General features: G+C 68.1%; 20 protein-coding genes. 14 read left to right on the top strand and 6 right to left on the bottom strand.

The features are described 5' to 3' along the window. Positions 1–52: 52 nt before the first annotated feature. The 6 genes from AT699_RS11290 (at position 53) to AT699_RS11265 (ending at position 5,840) form a co-directional block, all read left to right on the top strand. Complete coding sequence (locus AT699_RS11290; protein WP_024068541.1) at positions 53–796, top strand: SDR family oxidoreductase; 744 nt, start codon at positions 53–55, stop codon at positions 794–796. Between the two features lie 53 nt (positions 797–849). Further along, positions 850–1,536 (top strand): YiiX family permuted papain-like enzyme, encoded by a 687-nt coding sequence (locus tag AT699_RS11285; RefSeq protein ID WP_024068540.1) that lies wholly within the window; start codon positions 850–852, stop codon positions 1,534–1,536. A 163-nt stretch (positions 1,537–1,699) separates the two neighbouring features. After that, a complete protein-coding gene (locus tag AT699_RS11280) occupies positions 1,700–2,494 on the top strand; it encodes an enoyl-CoA hydratase (protein ID WP_024068539.1) in 795 nt (264 codons plus the stop codon). Further along, positions 2,491–3,642, top strand: coding sequence for a CaiB/BaiF CoA transferase family protein (locus AT699_RS11275; RefSeq protein WP_024068538.1), 1,152 nt, complete (start codon positions 2,491–2,493; stop codon positions 3,640–3,642). The genes AT699_RS11280 and AT699_RS11275 overlap by 4 nt, the downstream gene beginning before the upstream one ends. Before the next feature lie 76 nt (positions 3,643–3,718). Further along, positions 3,719–4,663 (top strand): LysR family transcriptional regulator, encoded by a 945-nt coding sequence (locus AT699_RS11270; RefSeq protein ID WP_024068537.1) that lies wholly within the window; start codon positions 3,719–3,721, stop codon positions 4,661–4,663. Between the two features lie 193 nt (positions 4,664–4,856). Beyond that, positions 4,857–5,840, top strand: coding sequence for a Bug family tripartite tricarboxylate transporter substrate binding protein (locus tag AT699_RS11265; protein WP_024068536.1), 984 nt, complete (start codon positions 4,857–4,859; stop codon positions 5,838–5,840). A gap of 17 nt (positions 5,841–5,857) precedes the next feature. On the opposite strand, the gene AT699_RS11260 is transcribed toward AT699_RS11265, so the two are convergent. From AT699_RS11260 to AT699_RS11250, 3 genes are all read right to left on the bottom strand, one after another. Next, positions 5,858–6,178 carry a helix-turn-helix domain-containing transcriptional regulator gene (locus AT699_RS11260; RefSeq protein ID WP_024068535.1) on the bottom strand — a complete coding sequence of 107 codons (321 nt, stop codon included), beginning with the start codon at positions 6,176–6,178 and terminating at the stop codon, positions 5,858–5,860. Further along, positions 6,159–6,503 (bottom strand): type II toxin-antitoxin system RelE/ParE family toxin, encoded by a 345-nt coding sequence (locus AT699_RS11255; protein WP_024068534.1) that lies wholly within the window; start codon positions 6,501–6,503, stop codon positions 6,159–6,161. The genes AT699_RS11260 and AT699_RS11255 overlap by 20 nt, the downstream gene beginning before the upstream one ends. A gap of 182 nt (positions 6,504–6,685) precedes the next feature. Continuing rightward, complete coding sequence (locus AT699_RS11250; protein WP_053500670.1) at positions 6,686–8,785, bottom strand: TonB-dependent receptor; 2,100 nt, start codon at positions 8,783–8,785, stop codon at positions 6,686–6,688. Positions 8,786–9,220: 435 nt separating this feature from the next. Here AT699_RS11250 and AT699_RS11245 point away from each other — a divergent pair, with 435 nt between their 5' ends. Further along, positions 9,221–10,105 (top strand): crotonase/enoyl-CoA hydratase family protein, encoded by an 885-nt coding sequence (locus tag AT699_RS11245; protein WP_006384377.1) that lies wholly within the window; start codon positions 9,221–9,223, stop codon positions 10,103–10,105. Between the two features lie 21 nt (positions 10,106–10,126). Here AT699_RS11245 and pdeR read toward each other — a convergent pair whose 3' ends face one another. Further along, positions 10,127–12,124 carry a cyclic di-GMP phosphodiesterase gene (pdeR, locus tag AT699_RS11240; protein WP_020927192.1) on the bottom strand — a complete coding sequence of 666 codons (1,998 nt, stop codon included), beginning with the start codon at positions 12,122–12,124 and terminating at the stop codon, positions 10,127–10,129. Positions 12,125–12,437: 313 nt separating this feature from the next. Further along, the gene (locus tag AT699_RS11235) at positions 12,438–13,433 is read right to left on the bottom strand and encodes a tripartite tricarboxylate transporter substrate binding protein (RefSeq protein WP_006384379.1); all 996 of its coding nucleotides are present in this window, start codon (positions 13,431–13,433) and stop codon (positions 12,438–12,440) included. 220 nt (positions 13,434–13,653) lie between these two features. On the opposite strand from AT699_RS11235, the gene AT699_RS11230 reads away from it, so the two are divergent. Next, positions 13,654–15,429, top strand: coding sequence for an IlvD/Edd family dehydratase (locus AT699_RS11230; protein WP_058207292.1), 1,776 nt, complete (start codon positions 13,654–13,656; stop codon positions 15,427–15,429). A gap of 18 nt (positions 15,430–15,447) precedes the next feature. After that, positions 15,448–16,131 carry a GntR family transcriptional regulator gene (locus tag AT699_RS11225; RefSeq protein ID WP_024068529.1) on the top strand — a complete coding sequence of 228 codons (684 nt, stop codon included), beginning with the start codon at positions 15,448–15,450 and terminating at the stop codon, positions 16,129–16,131. 19 nt (positions 16,132–16,150) lie between these two features. On the opposite strand, the gene AT699_RS11220 is transcribed toward AT699_RS11225, so the two are convergent. After that, complete coding sequence (locus AT699_RS11220) at positions 16,151–17,059, bottom strand: LysR family transcriptional regulator (protein WP_054518204.1); 909 nt, start codon at positions 17,057–17,059, stop codon at positions 16,151–16,153. Positions 17,060–17,232: 173 nt separating this feature from the next. Between AT699_RS11220 and AT699_RS11215 the strand changes: the two genes are divergently transcribed. The 5 genes from AT699_RS11215 (at position 17,233) to napA (ending at position 22,335) form a co-directional block, all read left to right on the top strand. Beyond that, complete coding sequence (locus AT699_RS11215) at positions 17,233–18,195, top strand: 3-hydroxyacyl-CoA dehydrogenase family protein (RefSeq protein ID WP_006384995.1); 963 nt, start codon at positions 17,233–17,235, stop codon at positions 18,193–18,195. Continuing rightward, positions 18,192–19,046 (top strand): beta-keto acid cleavage family enzyme, encoded by an 855-nt coding sequence (locus AT699_RS11210; RefSeq protein WP_006384994.1) that lies wholly within the window; start codon positions 18,192–18,194, stop codon positions 19,044–19,046. Before AT699_RS11215 ends, AT699_RS11210 begins: the two co-directional genes overlap by 4 nt. Before the next feature lie 310 nt (positions 19,047–19,356). Then, entirely contained in the window at positions 19,357–19,515 is a 159-nt protein-coding gene (gene napE, locus AT699_RS11205; RefSeq protein WP_006384993.1) for a periplasmic nitrate reductase, NapE protein, read from the top strand. Between the two features lie 23 nt (positions 19,516–19,538). Further along, entirely contained in the window at positions 19,539–19,856 is a 318-nt protein-coding gene (locus tag AT699_RS11200; protein ID WP_006384992.1) for a chaperone NapD, read from the top strand. Next, positions 19,840–22,335 carry a periplasmic nitrate reductase subunit alpha gene (gene napA, locus AT699_RS11195; RefSeq protein WP_024068527.1) on the top strand — a complete coding sequence of 832 codons (2,496 nt, stop codon included), beginning with the start codon at positions 19,840–19,842 and terminating at the stop codon, positions 22,333–22,335. Before AT699_RS11200 ends, napA begins: the two co-directional genes overlap by 17 nt. The last annotated feature ends 12 nt before the right edge of the window (positions 22,336–22,347 follow it).

Below are 22,347 nucleotides of genomic sequence, written 5' to 3'. Positions count from 1 at the left end.
CCATGATTCGTTCCACCGCATGATTCGTCCTACATTCCACCCAGGAGTCACCATGAATTCCCAAGTCTCCCAACGCGTCGCCCTGGTCACCGGCGCCTCGCGCGGCATCGGCGCCGCGATCGCCCGCCGCCTGGCCGCCGACGGTTTCGCCGTCGCCATCAACTACGCCGCCAGCGCGGCCGAAGCCGACGCCCTGGCCGGCGAGATCCGCGCCGCGGGCGGCCGGGCGCTGGCGGTGCGCGCCGACGTGTCCAAAGCCGCCGAGGTGCGCGCCATGTTCGACCAGGTCGAGGCCGGCCTGGGACGCATCGACGTGCTGGTCAACAGCGCCGGCGTGCTGAAGCTGCAGGCGCTGGCCGAGGCCACCGACGAGGTCTACGACCAGACCTTCGACATCAACACCCGCGGCACCTTCAACACCCTGCGCGAGGCCGGCACGCGGCTGGCCGACGGCGGCAGCATCGTCAACGTCTCCAGCACCACGCTGGCGCTGAACCTGCCCACCTACGGCCTCTATATCGCCAGCAAGGCGGCCGTGGAAGGCTTTACCCGCGTGTTCGCCAAGGAACTGCGCGGCCGCCGCATCACGGTCAACGCCGTGGCGCCGGGCCCGGTCGCCACCGACCTGTTCAAGCAGGGCAAGAGCGCGGAACTGATCGAGCACTACGCCAAGATGCCGCCGCTGGAACGCCTGGGCGAACCCGAGGACATCGCCGGCATTGTGTCGTTCCTGGCCGGCGCCGACGGCGGCTGGATCAACGGCCAGGTGTTGCGCGCCAACGGCGGCATCGCCTGACGCGCCGATCCGGCGCGGATGCTACTGTTGCGCCCATGCCAGGAATCGACGCAATGGACCCGATGACAACGCCCCGCGCAATCCGCGCTCCTCATCCAGAAAACGCCCGGCGCCGCGCGGCCGGCCTGCGGGCCAGCGCCGTGGCGGCCGCGGCGCTATGCCTGGCCCCGCTGGTCTCGCCCGCCGCCTGGGCCACGCCGCCGGTGCAGACCGGCGACCTGGTCTTCCAGCAATCCCGTTCCGCGCAGAGCCTGGCCATCCAGCAGGCCACCCGCTCGCCCTACAGCCACATGGGCATGATCGTGATGCGCCAGGGCGCGCCCTACGTGCTGGAAGCCGCCGCCACGGTCAGCTACACGCCGCTGGCGGCCTGGGCGGCGCAAGGCGAACGCGGCGCCTATGTCGTCAAGCGCCTGCGCGACACGGCGCGGCTCACGCCCGAGGCGCGCGAACAGCTGGCTCGCGTGGGCACGGACTATGTCGGCAAACCCTACGACCTGGTGTTCGGCTGGTCGGACGAACGGATCTACTGCTCCGAACTGGTCTGGAAGATCTACCAGCGCGCGCTGGGCGTGCGGATCGGCGCGCTGCAACCCTTGAAGAGCTTCGACCTGAGTCCGCCCGCCGTCCAGGCCAAGATGCGCGAGCGCTACGGCAAGGACATTCCCTGGGACGAGCCCATCATCTCGCCCGCCGCGATGTACGACTCGCCGCTCTTGACCACGGTCGCGGACCGCTAGGCGCGTGGCCGGCGTCGACGTCGTGGCGCTCGCGCGGGCCGTCCCGTTCATGGGCAGATTTATTCCAACCGGGACTCATTCCATGAAAATTACTTGTTTGTCGTGATCAACCGCGGGGCCTAGCATGAGTGGCATCCCCCGACTTCACGGAGACAAGCCCGCCATGAGCGCCCCGATTCCCGCCTTCCCCCACAGCCACATCGAGCGCGACGCGCGCGGCGTCTACACGCTGCGGATCGACGACGCCAAGAGCCTGAACATCCTGGCCTCGCCGGTCACGCTGGGCCTGACCGAAGCCGTGCGCTGGATCGCCGCGCAGGCCGACGCCCGCGCGCTGGTGCTGCGCGGCAGCGGCGACAAGGCCTTCGTCGGCGGCGCCAACATCTATGAGATGGCCGAACTCGATCCGGACGGCGGCCGCGCCTTCATCACCCGCCTGCGCGACCTATGCGAAGCGGTGCGCGCGGTGCCGGTGCCGACCATCGCCCGCCTGCCCGGCTTCTGCCTGGGCGCCGGCATGGAACTGGCGGCGGCCTGCGACATCCGCCTGGGTTCGCGCGACGGCGTCTTCGGCATGCCGGAGGTGCAGGTCGGCATTCCGTCGGTGATCCACGCCGTGCTGCTGCCGTCCCTGATCGGCCCGGGGGCCACCAACTGGCTGCTGCTGACCGGCGCCACGGTCGATGCCGAGCAGGCGCTGCGCTGGGGCTTCCTGCAATTCCTGTGCGAGGCCGGCGAGCTGGACGCGCTGGTCGAGCGCACCGTCGCGCCCATCGCGGCCAGCGGACCGCTGGCCGTGCGCTCACAGAAGGCGCTGCTGCGCTATTGGGAAACGTCCACGGTCGAGGCCGGCCTGGACCGCAGCGTCGACGCCTTCGGCGCGGCCTTCGCCACCGACGAGCCGCGCCGGCACATGGCGCCGTTCCTGGCCCGCAAGCGCGCGCGGGAGGCGCAATGACGGCGGCTGTCCCGGCCGCCGGCCCACTGGCCGGCGTGCGCGTGATCGACATGACCTCGGTCGGCATGGGCCCCTACGCCACCCAGATCCTGGGCGACATGGGCGCCGAGATCATCAAGATCGAAGCGCCCGAGGGCGACGTGTTCCGCGCCTCGGCGCCGGCCGCCTCGCCCGGCATGGGCGCCGTCTACCTGAACCTGAACCGCAACAAACGCAGCGTCACCCTGAACGCCAAGGACCCGGACGACCTGCGCCGCCTGCTGCGGCTGGTCGACGATGCCGACGTCTTCATCTCCAACGTGCGCCCGCGCGCGCTGGCGCGGATCGGCCTGGACGCCGCCAGCCTGCGCGCGCGCAACCCGCGCCTGGTCTATTGCTCGGCGGTGGGATTCGGCCAGGACGGTCCCTACGCCGCCCAGCCGGCCTTCGACGACATCATCCAGGCCATGAGCGGCCTGGCCGACCTGCAGGGCCGCAACAGCGGCGCGCCGGCCTACATCAACACCATCATGGCCGACAAGGTGGCCGGGCTGACACTGGCCTACGCCATCCCGATGGCGCTGTACGAGCGCGAGAAATCCGGCCTGGGCCAGGCGATCGAGGTGCCCATGTTCGAGACGCTGGTGTCCTTCACGTTGATCGAGCATCTGGGCGGGCGCACCTTCGAACCGCCGCGCGGCGGCATGGGCTACAGCCGCGTGCTGTCGCCCGAGCGCCGGCCCTACCGCACCCGCGACGGCTTCCTGGCGCTGCTGCCGTATACCGATGCCCAATGGCGGCGCTTCTTCACCCTGGCCGAACGCGCCGACCTGGCCGCCGATCCACGCTACGCCAGCGCCCGGACGCGCGCCGGCAACTTCGACGCGCTCTACCGCGACCTGGCGGACATCGTCGCGTTGCGCAGCACCGAAGACTGGCTGGCGCTGCTGGCCAACGCCGACATTCCGCACTCGCGCGTCAACCCGCCCGAGGCACTGTTCGACGACCCGCACCTGGCCGCCACCGGCTTTTTCCAGCGGGTCGAGCATCCCACCGAAGGCACGCTCACGGCCACCGCGATCCCGGTGCGCTTCTCGCGCACGCCCGGGTCGATCCGCCGCCTGGCGCCGCGCCAGGACGCGGATCGCGATATGCTCGATCCGGATTGATTCCCCGGGACGCGGCGGGCGCGTGCTTGCGCGTCCCGGGCCCTCCCGGGGCGCCCGCCCCCATTCCGTCGCGACCATGAACATCACCCTGAAGCAGTTGCGCGTGTTCTGCGCGCTCTACGAGTTGCGCAGCTTCACCGCCGCCGCCCGCGCCGCCTTCGTCACGCAATCGGCCGTCAGCAAGCTGTGCGCCGAACTCGAGGCCGAAGTCGGCCAGCCGCTGTTCGAGCGCTCGACCCGCAGCGTCACGCCCTGCGAGGGCGCGGCCGACTTCTATGCCTATGCCCAGGAGATCCTGGGCACGGTGCGCGCCGCCGAACGCAGCATGTCCGGGCTGCGCTCGCTGGAGCGCGGCGTGGTCGGCGTGGCCTGCTCGCCGATGATGATGGTCGGCCTGCTGGGCGGGGTGATCGCGCGCTACCACCGCCGCCATCCGGGCGTGAAGCTGGACCTCTTCGAACTGAACACCGACGAGACCATCGAGCACGTGCGCCACGGGCGCGCCGACTTCGGCATCGTCTCCACCGACATCGACGGCGACGAGCTGGCCGCGCGCGTAATCTACCGCGACACCATGCATGCCGCCTACGCGCCCGGCCATCCGCTGGCGCGCCGCGAACAGCTGCGCTGGGCCGACCTGGCCGCGCACGAGCACATCACGCTGCGCAACGTCTACAGCGTGCGGCGCGCCGTCGACCGCATCAGCGGCGAACTCGACCTGCAATTCCAGTCCGGCATCGAGGCCGGCATGCTGACCTCGGTGCTGAACCTGGCGCGGGCCGGCCTGGGCATCACCGTGGTGCCCGGCTACGTCTGCGCCTTCGCGCGCCAGCTGGGCCTGGTCACCGCGCCCATCGGCGGCGCCGGCCAGCGCGGCCATGCGCTGTGGCTGATCCAGCGCCACAGCGCGCGCCTGTCATTGGCGGCGGACGCCTTCCTGGCGGACCTGGAAAAGACGCTGCGCGCGCGCGAGGCCGCGCCCGACCCGACCCGCTACGACGAGGACGCCGCCGAACCGTGAGGCGGCGCCGGGCGTGAGGCGGCGCCGGGCGTGAGGCGGCGCCGGGCCGATGCGCACGGCGCGGCACTTATCCGGATACGGAATAGGTCTATGAAAATTAGTCCCTTGTTGCGATAAGCCGCGCGGCCGCATCATGACGGAAATCGCGGCCGTTGCACGCCATCGCGGCCGCAGAAGAACACAGGAGACTTTCATGACCCGATCCCCGCAACGCAGCCGCATGCGCCGGTTCGCCGCCTGCTGCGCCCTGGCCCTGGGCACAGCAGCCAGCGCCGTCCAGGCCGACGACGCCTACCCCGGCAAGCCCATCACCATCGTGGTGCCGTTCTCGCCCGGCAGCGCCACCGACACCAGCGCCCGCATCCTCACGGAAAAGCTCGGCCCGCGCCTGGGCGTGCCGATCGTGATCGAGAACAAGCCCGGCGCGTCCGGCACCATCGGTTCGTCCACCGCCGCGCGCGCCGCGCCCGACGGCTACACCCTGATCCTGACCAGCAGCTCGACGCACTCGGCCACGCCCGCCCTGTTCCGCAAGCTGCCCTACGACCCTACCGGCGACTTCATCCACGTCATCCGCATCGCCACCATTCCCATGATGCTGGTGGTGCGCGCCGATTCCCCCTACGGCTCGGTGTCGCAGCTGGTGCAGGCCACCCGCGCCAAGCCGCTGAACTATGCCTACGGCTCGCCCACCAGCCAGATCGCCGGGGCCACCTTCAACAGCGTCGCCGGCGCCGCCGCCAACGCCGTGCCCTACAAGAGCCAGCCGCCCGCCGTCACCGACCTATTGGGCGGCCACGTCGATTACCTGTTCGCCGACCTGTCGGTGGTGACCTCGTTCATGCACAGCGGCAAGCTCAAGGGCATCGCCTTCACCGGCCAGGCGCGTTCCAAGGACTTCCCCGACGTGCCGACGCTGGCAGAACTGGGCTACCGGAATTTCGACCTGGTGGTGTGGGTGGGCGTGGCCGCGCCCAAGGACACGCCGGCTCCGGTGGTCGAGCGCCTGAACCGCGAAATCACGCGCATCCTGAGCGAGCCCGACAGCATCGCCAAGTTCGAGACGCTGGGCATGCAGGTCGCGCCCAACACGCTGGCCGAACACCGCGCCTTCGCGCAATCGCAACGCCAGATCTGGACCCAGCGCGCGATCGACGCGAAGATCGAACCGCAATAAACGCGCCGGACGCGGCCTCAGCCCATCCGGACCGGGGCCGCCGCGTTGGCCAGCGGCATCACGGCCAGCCGCAGGCCCATCGCCTTGAGAATCGCCAGCAGGCTGGCCAGCGATGGGTTGCCCTTGGGCGACAGCGTGCGGTAGAGCTGCGTCGGATTCAGCCGCGCCTGCTCCGCCACGGCCTGCATGCCGCCGAACGCCTGGGTCATCTGGCGCAGCACCACCAGCAATTCGCCCTGGTCGCCATCGGCCAGGATGCTGTTGATCGTCTCCAGCGCAAGGGCGGGGTCGCTGCGATAGACCTCGACCATTGCTTCATCATGGGGCTTGCTTCTCATCATCCGTTCTCCGTTGCCAGTCATGCCAATATTCCACCGCGCGGTGGATGTCGGCATCCTGCCTGCGCTTGCTGCCTCCGGCCAGCAACAACACCAGCCGTTCACCGGACAGCGCGTAGTAGACACGCAGGCCCGGCCCCGTATCGATACGTAATTCCCACACGCCCTCGCGGCAGAACCGGTGATCGCCGAAATTCCCCGATGCCAGACGCGCCACACGGCGGATGACCGCCACCTTGTCGCGCATGCCGCGCAGGCCGCGTAGCCAGGTGGCATAGGAATCCTTGAGTTTTCCAGGGGTGAGGTAGTGTTCGATTCGGTACATACGATATTCGTCCATAGACGAATTTCAGTCAAGTCAGCGCAGTCAGTTCGCCAACAAGATAGGACACTCCCCTGGTTCCTGCTGGACGGTGCGTGATCTTTTCCTCCCCCACTCATGCCTTCTCGCAACAAAAAAACGGGCGCCAAAGCGCCCGTCCGTCCTGCCGGGATGTTGGCTACCCGTCAGAACCGATACTGCGCCGTGGCGATCACCGTGCGCGGCTCGCCCACGCGGATCTGGCCGGCGCTGGTGGCCGAGACGTAGTAGGTCTTGTCGGTGATGTTGCGCACCGCCAGGCGCCAGTCCCACTGGCCGACGCGGTAGCCGACCAGCGCGTCCCAGGTGGCGTAGCCGGGCAATACCGCGGTGTTGGCGTTGTCGGCGTAGCGCTGGCCGACAAAGGTCAGGCCGGTTTCGCCGTACAGGCCCTCGGCCGGCTTGTAGGTCAGGAATACGCTGCCGTTGCGCCGCGCCACGTTGCTGACGCGGTTGCCGGCCAGGCCGTTGTTGTCCTGAACGATGGCGGCGTTCTGCAGGCCGATGCCGCCGCGCAGGTACCAGTTGCCCGCGAGCCGTCCGGCGGCCGTGAGCTCGATGCCGCGCGAGCGCTGCTTGCCGGTCAGCAGCACGAGGGTCGGATCGACCGGATCGGTGGTGCGACGGTTGTAGAGTTCCAACTGGTACAGCGCGAGCGTGGTGCTCAACTGCCCGTCGAGCCAATCGCTCTTGACGCCCACTTCGTATTGGCGCGTGTGTTCGGGGTCGACGTCGTTGGTGTTGCCGCGCGCGTTCGGCGTGATGCCGATCAGGCTGCCGCCCACGGGCGAGAAGGTCTTGCTGTACGAGGCGTAGAAGGAATGGTCGCGCAGCGGCGTCCACACCACCCCGGCGCGCGGGCTCACGCCACGGCTGTCGCGGCGGGCCGAGAGGTCGAGCATGCGATTGGTCGAATCGACGCTGAAGCGGTCCATGCGCAGGCCCAGCAACACCTGCCAGGCGTCGTCCAGCTTGATCTGGTCCTGCACGTAGTAGCCCTGGCTGCGGGTCTTGTGGCGGGCCGAACTGCTGAGCGTCATGGCGCCGTCGTGCTGCCGCGACAGGTCCGGATCGTACAGGTCCAGCGCCGGCACCGGTTGCGCGCCCGGTCCCCGCGCCAGCGTGGTGTAGAGATCGGGCGTGCGGTCCTGGTTCGCCACTTCCACGCCGAACAAAACCCGATGCTCGACGCTTCCCGTGTGGAACAGGCCCTCGGCTTCAAGGTTGTTGTTGATGCTGCGCGTGGTCAGGTCCTGTTGCCAGCGGGTGCGGCTGACCTTGCCGGTGGCGGCGCTGTAGCCGGTCAGGTAGGTATTGTCGAACTTGCTGTCCAGCGCGAACACGCCCAGCGTGTAGCGCAGTTGCCAGCCCGGCGCCACGCTGTAGGCCAGCCGCGAGCGGAACGATTGCGCGCGGTCGTCGATGTAGTCGCGGTCGGGGTCGCCGTAGACGATCGAGCGGCCGACGTCGGCCGGCCGGCCGTTGACGCTGGGGATGCCGCGGTCTGGGGTGCGGTCGTAGCGGCTGTACTCGTACTGCACCAGCCAGTCCAGGTCGGGCGTGATGCGCCAGTTCAGCGACGGCGCCACCAGTTGGCGAGTGCCGCCGATCTTGTGGCGGAAGCTGTTGCTGTCTTCCTGGCCGATGTTCAGGCGCACGCTGACGTCCTGGCCGGGGTCGGCGCTCAGGTCGCCGTAGAAGCTGCGCAGGTCCCAGCTGCCGGCCACGGCCTCGAGCGTCGATTCGCGCCCGGGCTGCGGCGCCTTGCTGACGCGGTTGACGATGCCGCCCTGGCTGCCGCGGCCATACAGCACCGCCGCCGGGCCCTTGAGCACCTCGATCCGCTCGATGTTGTGCAGGTCGCGCACGTACTGGCTGTCGTCGCGGATGCCGTCCAGGTAGAAATCGTTGCTGGCGTCGAAGCCGCGGATGCGCAGCGAATCGAAACGGGTGTCGGAGGCGTTGCTGACGTTGGGGATGCCGGACAAGGCTTCGCCCAGCGTATTGATGCCGTAGTTCCGCAGGTTCTCGACCTTGACGCTGTCGATGGCCTGCGGCACGTAGCGCGCGGCGGTCTGGGTGCGGGTGGCGGTGGTGACTTCGGGCACCCGCGGATCGTCGGCGTTGGCGCCTTCGACACTGATGGCGGGAAGCTGCGCGGGTTCGGCGTGGAGCGTGGCAACGGGGACCATCAAGGCCAGCGCGGCCCCAAGCGTGAGGCGGCGCGGTACAGGAAAAACGGGCATCGCAAGCTATCTGTAAGATTCATCGAGCCGCGATCATATCGATAATGAAACTTATTTGTAAATGAGAATCTTATCATTTACAAAACCCTTGCTTTGGCTGTTGCGGTGTCGCAACGACACCCGCGCGCCAGCACCTCGCCGGTCGCGCCACGCCATCCCCTGCCCTCCATTCGCATGAGCCGACGGCGTCGTGCGCGCGCCTTGCAACGCTCGCGAATCTGCGACGGTCCTCATCCATGCCGACGAGTCTCGGGTCATCCAGCCGCATGACATCGCGGCCCCGGACGCAATGTTTTCCAAACAATCACTCCGATGTTTGCACTACGGAAAACTCTAGCCGGCCGGACGAGGTTTGCATGAGAGGGACGGGGCGACACCTGTATTAGGCTGGCCCGGCAGTACTCCGACTCACCTTGATCGATTGGACGAAAGCAAATGAATCAACTCATTCATCCGGACTGCCATCCCTTTACCGCCGCAGGCAATTTGAAGCAAGTCTCCGCGTTCTATGAGGAAGGACGACGTGTCATGTGGATGATGCTGCGCGCCCAGCCGCGCCCCTGCTTTAACCATGAACTGATCGACGAAATCATGACCCTGGCGCGCGCCGCCAAGGACTCCGGCCTGCCCATCGACTTCTGGGTCACGGGCTCGCTGGTGCCGCAGATCTACAACGTCGGCGGCGACCTCAACTTCTTCGCCGAAGCCATCCGCACCGGCCGCCGCGAGGCGCTGCGCGCCTACGCCCGCGCCTGCGTCGATTGCGTGCATGCGGCCACCCGCGGCTTCGACACCGGCGCGGTGTCGCTGGCCATGATCGAAGGCACGGCGCTGGGCGGCGGCTTCGAGGCGGCGCTGGCGCACCACTTCGTGCTGGCGCAGAACAACGCCCGCATGGGCTTTCCCGAAATGGCCTTCAACCTGTTCCCGGGCATGGGCGGCTATTCGCTGGTGGCGCGGCGCTCGGGCATGAAGCTGGCCGAGGAATTGATCGGCAGCGGCGAATCGCACACCGCCGAATGGTTCCAGGCGCGCGGCCTGGTGGACGTGCTGTTCGAGCCGGGCGACGCCTACAAGGCCACCCGCACCTTCATCGACGTGATGCGGCCCAAGCTGAACGGCATGCGCGCCATGCTGCGGGCGCGCCAGCGGGTGCTGCAGCTGACGCGCTCGGAACTGATGGATATCACCGAGGACTGGGTCGACGCCGCCTTCTCGATCGATCCGAAGGACCGCGCCTACATGGAACGGCTGGTGATGGCGCAGAACCGGCGCTCGCCCGCGGGTCCCGATGGCCTGATCGACGCGACCATGCATTGAGGCCGGCGCGCGCCGGCCGCGTCAGGCGATCAGATGCAGCCGGCGCCGCTGCGCCAGCCAAGTGGTCAGTTCGGCCGCCGGCATGGGCTTGGCGTACAGGTAGCCCTGCTTGGCGTCCACCCCCAGCGTGTCCAGGAAGGCGGTTTCCTCCTGGGTCTCGACGCCCTCGGCGATCACCTGGAGTTCGAGCGTGCGGGCCACCGCCACGATGGCCCGCGCCAGCGCCTGCGACACCGGGTTCTCGTTGACGCCGCGCACGAAGCTGGCGTCCAGCTTGATCGCGTCCAGCGGAATGCGGGCCAGCTGCGACAGCGACGAATAGCCGGTGCCGAAGTCGTCCAGGTGGACGCGCGCGCCCAGCTGGCGGAACTGCTTCATCAGCTCGATCGCCGCGACTTCGTCCTCGATCAGGCAGCTCTCGGTCAGCTCGATGTCCAGCAGGCAGGGGGCCAGGCCGGCGTCGCCGACCGCCCGCATGAATTCACTGACCACGCCCTTGTCGTCCAGCTGCCGCGCCGACATGTTGATCGCGACACGCAGGTCCAGCCCGTCGCGCTTCCATGCCGCGGCCTGGCGCGCGGCCTCGCGCATCACCCACACGCCCAGCTGCGAGATCAGGCCGGACTCTTCCGCGTAGGGAATGAAGACGCTGGGGCAGATCATGCCGCGTTCGGGCGAACGCCAGCGCAGCAGCGCCTCGACCCCGTCGACCTCGCCGCCGCGCCCGGCCAGCTTGGGCTGGTAGTACAGCATCAGGTGGCCTTCGGCCAGGGCCTTGCGCAGGTTGGTGTCGAGCCAGACGTAGTCGGCGTTGCGGCGGTCCATTTCGGGCTGGAACACCCGATAGGTGTGGCGCCCGGCCTCCTTGGCCACGTACATGGCGATATCGGCGCTACGCACCACGCTGTCCAGGTCGTCGCCATGCTCGGGATACATGGCGATGCCGATGGAGCAGCTGGTGTAGACCTCGATCAATTCCTGGCGGAACGGCTCGCGCAGGCGTTCGATGATGCGGCCGGCGGTGGCCTCCAGCTGCCACGCCTCGGCGTGTTCCTGCAGCACCAGGAATTCGTCGCCGCCCAGCCGCGCCAGCGTCTGGCCGGGCGCCAGGCAGCTGGAAATGGCCACCGACACCGACTTGAGCAGGCGGTCGCCGAAGCCGTGGCCGTAGTGGTCGTTGATGCGCTTGAAGTTGTCCAGGTCCAGGAACAGCACGCCGCCGCGCGCGCCCTCGCCTTCGGCCAGCGCCGTCTTCAGGCGCGTGGTGATGGCGTGTCGGTTGGGCAGGTTGGTCAGCACGTCGGTGTTGGCCAGCACCCGCAAGCGCTCCTGCGCCTGGCGTTCCTCGGTGATGTCGGTGCCCGAGCAGATCAGGTAGACGCGCTTTTCGCCGCTGCCGCTGGTGACGAACTTGTTGCGGAACAGGAACAGGCGCGGGCCCTTGACCGTGTTGATCAGGCGCTCGACCTCATAGGACTGCCCGCGCTTGTAGAACTCGGCGATGTTGCGGCGCGAGGCGGCGGCCTCCTCGCGCGTCATGAACATGTCGAACACGCTGCGCCCGACGATGTCCTGCTCGCGCTTGCCGGTGTATTCCTCGCTGACCTTGTTGAAGCGCTGCACGCGCCCGTGCTGGTCGACGATGACGATGACCGAGTTGGCCTCGGACACCACCGTCTCGGCGAACGACAGGCCTTCGACCAGGTCGCGCGCCACCGAGTCCGTGTCGCTGTGCGCCGAGGCCGTGCCGGCCCATTCGTTGGGATTGATCTTGCGGCCGACCAGCCGCAGCTGTATCGGATCGCCGTACAGGACGATGTCGATGCGCAGGCTGGCGGTGATGCCGGTCAGGGCGCGGATGGCCTGCGCCTGCTCGGGCTTGAGCGCCATCGCGATGTTGGTGGCGCCCTTGACCGCGGATAGTTCGATCGCGTCGCTGTCCGCCGCCAGCCTCCAATAGGGGCTCGGCGTACCGAAATGCAGGTACAGGATCGATTTTTCGTCCTGAGTCTCAGTCATTGGTGTCCCCCGCCGTCCTAGGAAGGCCTGCGAGAAACATACGGCCTAGCCAGTTCGGGGTCAACCACCCGTGCGAACAGCGTTTGGGCTGTATTGCGGATTATTTCATCGTCCCAGGCAACTGTAGCGTCATCATCGCCCTTGGCGCTATGGACGATTCACGGGAGGAAAGCCAACTTCACGACCGTTGCGCAACCCGGCATCCACCATGCAAACAATAACGCCGGAAATTTGTGACCATTTCCCGCATGTGGCGCAAATGAAGCAACGCGAGGGACGCGCCGGTGCCGCCGCGTCCCCCGCCTGCAAGGCCTTACTCGGGCTTGACCCCGGCCTCGTCGATGACCTTGGTCCAGCGCGCCACCTCGGCCGACACGCGCGCGCCGGCATCGGCCGGGCTGGTCCATTCGGCAATGGCGCCCTGGTTCAGCAGCGAAGCCTTGACCGCCGGCTTGGCCAGGATCTTCTTGAGCTCGCCGTTCAGGCGGTCGATCACCGGCGCCGGCGTGCCGGCCGGCGCGACGATGCCGAACATGGAGCTGACCTCGAAGCCCGGCAGGCCGGCTTCGGCCGCGGTCGGCACGTCCGGCAGCGCCTCGACGCGTTGCGCCGAAGTCACCGCCAGCGCGCGCAGCTTGCCGGCCTTGATGCTGGCCTGCGAGGCCGGCACGGTCTCGATCATGCTGAGCACCTGGCCGCCCATCAGGTCGGTCATGGCCGGGCCGCTGCCCTTGTAGGGCACATGCAGGATGTCCACGCCGGCGGTGCGCTTGAACATCTCGCCGGCCAGATGCTGCGGCGAACCGTTGCCGGCCGACGCCATGGTGACGTAGCCCGGGCGCGACTTGGCCAGCGCGATCAACTGCTTCAGGTCATTGGCCTGCACCGAGGGGTTGACCACGAACACCAGCGGCACGGTGCCGACGATGGACACCGGCGCGAAGCTCTTTTCCACGTCGTAGGTGACGCGGCCGCGGTACAGCGCCGCGTTGATCGAATGGCTGGTTAGCGCGCCCATCAGTAGCGTATAGCCGTCGGGCTGGGCCTTGGCGACCTGGTCGGCGCCGATGTTGCCGGCGGCGCCGGCGCGGTTTTCGACGATCACCGACTGGCCCAGCGCGCCGGTCAGTTCCTGCGCCAGCACGCGGCCGATCACGTCGGTGGCGCCCCCGGGCGGGTACGGCACGATCAGGCGGATGGGCTTGTCGGGATAGGCGTCGGCGGCCACGGCGGGCGCCGCGGCGCCGGTACACAAGGCCAACAGGGAAAGCAGCAAGGCGCGGCGGGGCCGCAGACGCAGGTCTGACATGTAGGTCTCCTGCCGGGATGGGTATAGGAATGGAACGGACGCCCGGCTCGTCAACCGCGCCAGTGTAGGAGGCCAATCTTGATTGATGAATCAGAATTTTTCTATCGACTGATCTTATTTGGAGATCAATAAATATTTATCGCAAAAGCGCTTGCCGGGCGTTTCCCAGGCTGTATATGATCTTCGCCCTGTATTATCAATAATATTATCGGGAAGCAAAATGACGGACGACACCAAGGGCGGCAAGCCCGCCCAGGGCCCCTTCGACAGCGACGGCGCGCGCAGCACCGGCGTGGCGCGCGGGCTCACCAACTACGGCGACACCGGCTTTTCGCTGTTCCTGCGCAAGGCCTTCATCAAGGGCGCCGGCCTGTCCGACGACGCGCTGGCGCGTCCCATCATCGGCATCGTCAACACCGGCAGCAGCTACAACCCCTGCCACGGCAACGCGCCGCAACTGATCGAGGCGGTCAAGCGCGGCGTGATGCTGGCCGGCGGCCTGCCGATGGACTTCCCCACCATCTCGGTGCACGAGAGCTTCTCGCAGCCCACCAGCATGTACCTGCGCAACCTGATGTCGATGGACACCGAGGAAATGATCCGCGCGCAGCCGATGGACGCGGTGGTGCTGATCGGCGGTTGCGACAAGACGGTGCCGGCGCAGTTGATGGGCGCCTCGTCCGCCGGCGTGCCCGCGATCCAGCTGGTGACCGGCTCGATGCTGACCGGCTCGCACCGCGGCGAACGCGTCGGCGCCTGCACCGACTGCCGCCGCTACTGGGGCCGCTACCGCGCCGAGGAGATCGACGCGCCCGAGATCGCCGACGTCAACAACCAGTTGGTGGCCAGCGTCGGCACCTGTTCGGTGATGGGCACCGCCAGCACCATGGCCTGCCTGACCGAGGCCATGGGCATGATGGTGTCCGGCGGCGCGTCCGCCCCGGCCGTCACCGCCGACCGCGTGCGCGTGGCCGAGCGCACCGGCGCCACCGCCGTCGCCATGGCGGCCGCGCGCCTGACGCCCGACCGCATCATCACCGGCAAGTCCATCGAGAACGCGCTGCGCGTGCTGCTGGCCATCGGCGGCTCGACCAACGGCATCGTGCACCTGACCGCCATCGCCGGCCGCCTGGGCATCAATATCGACCTGGCCGGGCTCGACCGCATGAGCCGCGAGACGCCCGTGCTGGTGGACCTCAAGCCCTCCGGCCAGCACTACATGGAAGACTTCCACCACGCCGGCGGCATGCTGGCGCTGCTGCGCGAACTGCGCCCGCTGCTGCACCTGGACGCGCTGACCGTCTCGGGCCGCACCCTGGGCGAGGAACTGGACGACGCCCCCGCGCCGTTCAAGCAGGACGTGATCCGCAGCGTCGCCGCGCCCATCTATCCGGTGGGCGGCCTGGCCGTGCTGCGCGGCAACCTGGCGCCCGGCGGCGCCATCATCAAGCAGTCGGCCGCCAATCCCAAGCTGATGGAGCACGAAGGCCGCGCGGTGGTGTTCGAGGACGCCGAGGACATGGCCCGCCGCATCGACGACGAGGCGCTGGACGTGACCGCCGACGACGTGCTGGTGCTCAAGCGCATCGGCCCCACCGGCGCGCCCGGCATGCCCGAGGCCGGCTACATGCCGATCCCCAAGAAGCTGGCGCGCACCGGCGTCAAGGACATGGTGCGGATTTCCGACGGCCGCATGAGCGGCACGGCGGCCGGCACCATCGTGCTGCACGTCACCCCGGAGGCCGCGATTGGCGGACCGCTCGCCTACGTGCAAAATGGCGACCGGATCCGCCTGTCGGTGGCGCGGCGCGAAATCGCCCTGCTGGTCGAGGATGCCGAGCTGGCGCGCCGCATGGCGGCCGGCCCGGTCGAGCGTCCGGCGGCCGAGCGCGGCTACCGCAAGCTGTTCCTGCAGACCGTGACGCAGGCCGACCAGGGCGTGGACTTCGACTTCCTGCGGGCCGGCGCCACCCGCGACACCGTGCCCAAGCAATAACGCCTTTCCCCCTTGCCCATGAACGCCATCAGCCCCGCCACCCTCGAACCCCAAGCGCCCGACGCCCTGGCGGCGGCGGTCGCCGCGCTGGAGGAAGACATCGTCTTCGGCCGGCTGCATCCGCGCGAGCGGCTGACCGAGGACGAGCTGATGGCGCGCTTCGACATGAAGCGCCACGCGGTGCGCCAGGTGCTGGTGGAGCTGGAGCTGCTGGGCGTGGTCGAGCGCAAGCGCAACGTCGGCGCGGTGGTGCGGGCTTTCTCGGCGCGCGAGGTGATGGAGCTGTACGCGCTGCGCGAAGTGCTGGAAGTGCATGCCGCCAGCCTGATGCCGCTGCCGGTGCCGCCGGCGCGGCTGGCGGCGTTGATCGCGGTGCAGCGCGAGCACGACGCGGCCGTGGCCGATGGCGACGCGCGCCGCGTGTTCCGCAGCAACCAGCGTTTTCACCGCGAGTTGTTCAGCCTGCTCGACAACGCGGTGCTGGGCCAGGCCATCGAGGAATACGCGCGCCGCACCCATCCGATCCGCTTCGGTTCGCTGGCGGCCGCCAATTACCGCGAACGCGCCCGCCAGGAACACTGGGCCATGATCCACGCCCTGCGCGACGGCGACCGCGCCGCGCTGATGACGCTGTGCCGCGAGCACCTGCTGCCCTCGCGCGACGCCTACCTGGCGTCGGAACAGGCGCGCCGCGGCGCCTGACACCATACCCGCCGCGACCTCACCGCGCCTCTTCAGCCAGATACTGCCGCAGCATCGCCACCAGCGCCGCGGCCGCCGGCGGCAGGCTGCGGTTGCGCGCCGTCACCAGCCCGATCGAGCGTTCGGCCACCGGGCCGATCAGCGGCCGCTGCACGATGCCGTTCTGCGCCACCGCGCCGGCCGCGATTTCCGGTAATGCCGCCACCCCGAAACCGCACTCCACCATCGCCACGATGGTGGTCAGGTGTTCGGCCTCGAAGGCCGGCGTGAAGCGGATGCGATTCTGCAGGAAGGCCCATTCGGTGTACTGGCGCACGCTGCTCGGATGCACCATCGACACGTGCGCCGCGCCGGCCGTGTCGGCCCAGCGCAGCGGCCCCCTGGATCGCGCCAGCGGATGCGCCTCGGGGATCAGCAGCAGGAAGCTGTCGGACATCAGCGGCTGGTAATGCAGGTCGGCGTGCTGCGGATCGGCGGCGGTCAGCGCGAAGTCCACGTCGCCGGCGCGCACCAGGTCGAAGGCCGGCCCCGACAGCGTGTCGCGCACCTTCAGCGCCACCTGCGGATGCGCCTGGCGGTAGGCCATCAACACCCGCGGCAACAGGCGCGCGGCCAGCGACGGCAGCGCCGCCACCGACACCTGGCCGTGCTCGGCGCTGGCGATGCCGCTGACCGCGGCAATGGCGTCGCGGAAGGCTACCTGCAGGGCGGCGGCCTGCTGCATGAAGACCTCGCCCGCCGCCGTCAGCCGCACGGTGCGGGTGGTGCGGTCGAACAGCCGCACGCCCAGCGCCTCCTCGATGCGCTGGATCTGCGTGGACAGGGCCGACTGCGACAGGTGCAACTGCGCCGCCGCCTGGCGGAAGTTGAGGGTGCGGCCCAGCACCAGGGTGGTGTCGATGTCGCGCATCGAAAGATTGATTTGCATGCCGTCCTGCGCCTGGCTCATTGATCCGAATTGTCGATCATTCTATCCAAAAAATCTGATTCATCAATCAAACAAGCTTCTCTACACTCGGCGCCCAATACAGTCATGCGCGCCGACACAAGCGCGGGCACAGACGAGAGATGCAACAGCGGGTTCAGAACAAGGAGCAAACCATGCAGACGGACGCGAAGGCCCTGCCCAATCCGGGCGCGGCGCATGCGGTGGTGGTGGGCGGCGGCACCATGGGCGCCGACGTGGCGGTGGTGCTGACGCGCGCCGCCTGCCGCACGACGGTGATCGAGCCGGACGCGGCGCGCGCGGCCGCATTGCCGGCGCGGGTGGCCGACAATCTCAAGACCATCGGCCGCGAGGCCCAGGTGGCGCAACTGGCCACGGCCGCCAGCCTGGACCAGGTGGACTGGGCCAGCGTCGATCTGGTGATCGAGTGCGTGCCGGAACGGCTGGACATCAAGCAGGCGCTGTTCGCCGAGCTGGTGCGCCGCGCGCGGCCCGACGCCATCCTGGCGAGCAACAGTTCCAGTTTCCCGATCAGCGCCATCGGCCAGGGGCTGGCCACGCGCGAGCGCATGCTGGGCCTGCACTTCTTCATGCCGGCGCACCTGGTGCCGCTGGTCGAGGTGGTGATGGCCGAGACCAGCGACGAGGCCCGCGCCGACGCGCTGATCGCCTTCATGCGCCGCTGCGGCAGCGTGCCGGTGAAGGTGCGGCAGGACCTGCCGGGTTTCCTGGCCAACCGCCTGCAGCACGCGCTGTCGCGCGAGGCCTTCAACCTGATCGACCGCGGCATCGCCTCGCCCGAGGACGTGGACGCGGCGGTGCGCTTCGGTTTCGGTTTCCGCTTCCTGGCGGCCGGGCCGGTGATGCAGCGCGACCACGCCGGCATCGACGTGCACGCGGCGGCGGGCGCGACCATGTACCCGACGTTCTGCAATGACGACCATCCGGCGCGCTGCCTGACCGAGCGCGCCGCCGACGGCCGCCACGGCATGAAGGCGGGCGAAGGTTTCTATGCCTGGACGCCGGAGACCATCGCCGCCGAGCGCGCGCGCTATGACCGGCTGCTGCGCGCGGGCCTGGACCTGATCGCGCCGGAACTGCCGGAGATCCAGCCGTGAGCGCCGTCCAGTTCCCCCGCCCCGCCCTGGCCGAGTCGCCCGTCATCGTGACGGTGGCGCCCAACGGCGCCTACAAGAAGGCCGCCGACCATCCGGCGGTGCCGCTGACGGCCGAGGCCCTGGCCCAGGAAGCCCGCGCCTGCCTGGACGCGGGCGCGGCAATGATGCACATGCACGTGCGCAAGCCGGACGGCAGCCATCTGCTGGACGCGCAGGCCTACCGCGATGCGCTGGCGGCGGTGCGCCGCGCGGTCGGCGACGAGCTGCTGGTGCAGGTGACGAGCGAGGCGGCCGGCGTGTACAAGGCGGCCGAGCAGATGGCCCTGGTGCGCGAGCTGCAGCCGGAAGCGGTGTCGATCGGCCTGCGCGAGATCGCCGTGCCGGAGATTCCGGAAGACGAGCTGGCGGCGTTCCTGGCCTGGGTGGCAGAGCGGCGCATCATGACGCAGATCATTCTGTACGACGAGGGCGATGTGCGGCGCTGGCTGTCGCTGCGCGCGCGGGGGCTGGTGCCGCCGGGCGCGTGGTCGGTGCTGTTCGTGCTGGGGCGCTACAGCGTGGGACAGACGTCGTCGGCCTATGACCTGCTGCCGTTCCTGGCGGCCTACGATCATTCGCTGCCGTGGGCGGTGTGCGCGTTCGGGGCGCAGGAGAATGCCTGCGTGACGACGGCAGCGGCGTTCGGGGGGCATATGCGAGTGGGGTTCGAGAATAATCTGAAGCTGCGGGATGGTTCGGTGGCTTCGGGAAATGGCGAGTTGGTGCGGCAGGCGGTGGAAGGGGCGATTGCTTTGGGGCGGCCGGTGGCGGATGCCGCCGAGGCGCGGCGGATCTATGGGGCGATTGGTTAGCGGTTGATTGATACGGCCTGTATTTGATTGCTGGCCATGGACATCTTGCTTGGGCCGCCCTGCGCGGCCTGCATGGACATACGCGATCCGTTCGCGGTCGCGGGTCCCGGGGGCTGGGTTCGCGTTCAGTCGCTTATTGAGTGGGGATGAGTGGGGAGTGCGCTGTTCCTCTCGTTATATATATCAGCACATAATGCCACCGCGAATTATTGCGCTGTGGTGCAACATTGACGCGTCTGAAACGCATCTGCTAAAAACTTCGACATCCGCACGTTAAACGCAATACCCCGACTGTCTGGTGAGGTGGTGTGTGTCAAACGAGTCTGATGGCTACACTAAGCCGCAGGAACTGCGAAGTTTTCTGTTCCTGACGGCGGTCATGGCCCCCGTTCTTACGGTGATCATCGTCGCGGGCTACGGTTTCATGGTTTGGTTCTATCAGTTGTTTGCCGGTCCGCCGGGCAGCTGATGCGTACCGACGGAACCGACCCCATGTCCGCGCATCCTTCCCCGGCCGCCGCGCCGGCTTCCCCCGAATTGCATATCGCCAGCCTGGTCGTGCATGCCACGCCGCGGCGGCTGGACGAGGTGCGCCTTGCGGTGCTCGCGATCGCGGGCGCCGAGATCCATGGCGCGTCCGAGACGGGCAAGCTGGTGGTGACGCTGGAAGCCCCCTCCACTGACGACATGATGGCGCGGATCTCGCAGATCCAGCGACTGGATGGCGTGCTGGCGTCGGCGCTGGTGTACCAGCACGCCGACACGCTGGCCGCGATGAACGAGGAGATCGACGATGGCAATGGCCCGTAGGGATTTCATCAAGCAGTCCGCCGCCGCCGCGGCCGCCACGGTGGCGGGGATTCCGGTGGTGGGCTACACGCAGAACATCGTGACCGAGTCGGAGGCGGCCAAGCTCAAGTGGTCCAAGGCGCCCTGTAGGTTCTGCGGGACCGGTTGCGGCGTGAACGTCGCGGTCAAGGACAACCAGGTGGTGGCCACGCATGGCGACTTCAATGCCGAGGTCAACAAGGGGCTGAACTGCGTCAAGGGCTATTTCCTGTCCAAGATCATGTACGGCAACGACCGGCTGACGCAGCCGCTGCTGCGCATGAAGGACGGCAAGTACGCCAAGGATGGCGAGTTCGCGCCGGTGTCGTGGGACCAGGCCTTCGACGTGATGGCCGAGCAGTTCAAGCGCGTGCTCAAGGACAAGGGGCCGGAGGGCGTCGGCATGTTCGGCTCGGGCCAGTGGACGGTGTGGGAAGGCTATGCCGCGCTCAAGCTGATGAAGGCGGGGTTCCGCTCCAACAACCTGGACCCGAACGCGCGCCACTGCATGGCGTCGGCGGCGGTGGGGTTCATGCGGACCTTCGGCGCCGACGAGCCGATGGGCTGTTATGACGATATCGAGAACGCCGACGTGTTCGTCCTGTGGGGCTCGAACATGGCGGAGATGCATCCGATCCTGTGGACCCGCGTCACCGACCGGCGGCTGTCGGCGCCCAAGACCAAGGTGGCGGTGCTGTCGACCTTCGAGCACCGCTCCTACGAGCTGGCCGACCTGACGCTGACCTTCACGCCGCAGACCGACCTGGCGATCCTGAACTACATCGCCAACCACATCATCCAGACCAAGCGCGTGAACCGCGAGTTCGTCGACAAGCACACGGTGTTCCGCGAGGGCAATACCGATATCGGCTACGGGCTGCGGCCCGACCATCCGCTGCAGAAGGCGGCCAAGAACGCCAACGACGCGGGCGGCTCCAAGCCGATGACGTTCGACGAGTTCGCCAAGTTCGTGTCGCGCTACGACCTGGACTACACCGCCAAGCTGACGGGCGTGCCGAAGAAGTCGCTGCAGGACCTGGCCGAAATGTACGCCGACCCCAAGCTGCGGGTGACGTCGTTCTGGACCATGGGCTTTAACCAGCACACGCGCGGGGTGTGGGCCAACAACATGGTCTACAACATCCACCTGCTGACCGGCAAGATCTCGACGCCGGGCAACAGCCCGTTCTCGCTGACCGGCCAGCCCTCGGCCTGTGGCACGGCGCGCGAGGTTGGCACGTTCTCGCATCGGCTGCCGGCCGACCTGGTGGTGACCAATCCCAAGCACCGCGCCCACGCCGAGGAAATCTGGCAGTTGCCGGCCGGCACCATCCCGGAGAAGGTCGGGGCGCACGCGGTGCTGCAGAACCGCATGCTGAAAGACGGCAAGATCAACGCCTACTGGGTGATGGTCAACAACAACATGCAGGCGGCCGCCAACCTGATGAACGAGGGGCTGCCGGGCTACCGCAATCCGGACAACTTCATTGTCGTGTCCGACGCCTACCCGACCGTCACCACCATCTCGGCCGACCTGATCCTGCCGGCCGCCATGTGGGTGGAGAAGGAAGGCGCCTACGGCAACGCCGAGCGCCGCACGCAGTTCTGGCACCAGTTGGTCAACGCGCCGGGCCAGGCGCGTTCCGACCTGTGGCAGCTGATGGAGTTTTCCAAGCGCTTCAAGGTCGAGGAAGTCTGGCCGGCCGACCTGCTGGCCAAGAAACCCGAATACCGCGACAAGACCCTGTTCGACGTGCTGTTCGCCAACGGCAAGGTCAACCGCTATCCCAACACCGAGCGCGACAAGGACTACGCCAACCAGGAGGCCGATGCCTTCGGCTTCTATGCGCAGAAGGGGCTATTCGAGGAATATGCCGAATTCGGCCGCGGCCACGGCCACGACCTGGCGCCCTTCGACACCTACCACGAGGTGCGCGGATTGCGCTGGCCGGTGGTCAAGGGCAAGGAAACGCTGTGGCGCTACCGCGAGGGCAGCGATCCGTACGTCAAGCCGGGCGCCGGCTTCGAGTTCTACGGCAACCCGGACGGCCGCGCCATCATCTATGCCCTGCCCTACGAGCCGCCCCCCGAATCGCCGGACAAGGAGTATCCGTTCTGGCTGTCGACCGGACGGGTGCTGGAACACTGGCACTCCGGCTCGATGACGCGGCGGGTGCCCGAGCTGTACCGGGCCTTTCCCAACGCGGTCTGTTTCATGCACCCGGACGACGCGCAGGCCATGGGCCTGCGGCGCGGGGTCGAGGTCGAGATCATCTCGCGGCGCGGCAAGATGCGCACCCGGCTGGAAACGCGCGGGCGCGACAAGCCGCCGCGCGGCCTGGTGTTCGTGCCGTGGTTCGATGCCGGCCAGCTGATCAACAAGGTCACGCTGGACGCCACCGACCCGATCTCGTTCCAGACCGACTTCAAGAAGTGCGCGGTCAAGATCGTCAAGGTCTGACGCACCGGAGAC

The organism is Achromobacter xylosoxidans, assembly GCF_001457475.1.
Lineage (GTDB): Bacteria > Pseudomonadota > Gammaproteobacteria > Burkholderiales > Burkholderiaceae_B > Achromobacter > Achromobacter xylosoxidans.
Note: the sequence above shows the minus strand (reverse complement) of the source record. Positions and strands in the feature narration are given on the sequence as shown.

Bases quoted from the DNA above. Each gene is read 5' to 3' on its own strand.
- napA (WP_024068527.1), top strand. From the start codon at position 19,840: ATGGCAATGGCCCGTAGGGATTTCATCAAGCAGTCCGCCGCCGCCGCG.
- AT699_RS11265 (WP_024068536.1), top strand. From the start codon at position 4,857: ATGACCCGATCCCCGCAACGCAGCCGCATGCGCCGGTTCGCCGCCTGC.
- AT699_RS11250 (WP_053500670.1), bottom strand. From the start codon at position 8,785: ATGCCCGTTTTTCCTGTACCGCGCCGCCTCACGCTTGGGGCCGCGCTG.
- AT699_RS11200 (WP_006384992.1), top strand. From the start codon at position 19,539: ATGTCCGCGCATCCTTCCCCGGCCGCCGCGCCGGCTTCCCCCGAATTG.
- AT699_RS11235 (WP_006384379.1), bottom strand. From the start codon at position 13,433: ATGTCAGACCTGCGTCTGCGGCCCCGCCGCGCCTTGCTGCTTTCCCTG.
- AT699_RS11270 (WP_024068537.1), top strand. From the start codon at position 3,719: ATGAACATCACCCTGAAGCAGTTGCGCGTGTTCTGCGCGCTCTACGAG.
- AT699_RS11280 (WP_024068539.1), top strand. From the start codon at position 1,700: ATGAGCGCCCCGATTCCCGCCTTCCCCCACAGCCACATCGAGCGCGAC.
- AT699_RS11225 (WP_024068529.1), top strand. From the start codon at position 15,448: ATGAACGCCATCAGCCCCGCCACCCTCGAACCCCAAGCGCCCGACGCC.
- AT699_RS11285 (WP_024068540.1), top strand. From the start codon at position 850: ATGGACCCGATGACAACGCCCCGCGCAATCCGCGCTCCTCATCCAGAA.
- AT699_RS11255 (WP_024068534.1), bottom strand. From the start codon at position 6,503: ATGTACCGAATCGAACACTACCTCACCCCTGGAAAACTCAAGGATTCC.
- AT699_RS11230 (WP_058207292.1), top strand. From the start codon at position 13,654: ATGACGGACGACACCAAGGGCGGCAAGCCCGCCCAGGGCCCCTTCGAC.
- AT699_RS11290 (WP_024068541.1), top strand. From the start codon at position 53: ATGAATTCCCAAGTCTCCCAACGCGTCGCCCTGGTCACCGGCGCCTCG.
- AT699_RS11215 (WP_006384995.1), top strand. From the start codon at position 17,233: ATGCAGACGGACGCGAAGGCCCTGCCCAATCCGGGCGCGGCGCATGCG.
- pdeR (WP_020927192.1), bottom strand. From the start codon at position 12,124: ATGACTGAGACTCAGGACGAAAAATCGATCCTGTACCTGCATTTCGGT.
- AT699_RS11260 (WP_024068535.1), bottom strand. From the start codon at position 6,178: ATGAGAAGCAAGCCCCATGATGAAGCAATGGTCGAGGTCTATCGCAGC.
- AT699_RS11220 (WP_054518204.1), bottom strand. From the start codon at position 17,059: ATGCAAATCAATCTTTCGATGCGCGACATCGACACCACCCTGGTGCTG.
- AT699_RS11245 (WP_006384377.1), top strand. From the start codon at position 9,221: ATGAATCAACTCATTCATCCGGACTGCCATCCCTTTACCGCCGCAGGC.
- AT699_RS11275 (WP_024068538.1), top strand. From the start codon at position 2,491: ATGACGGCGGCTGTCCCGGCCGCCGGCCCACTGGCCGGCGTGCGCGTG.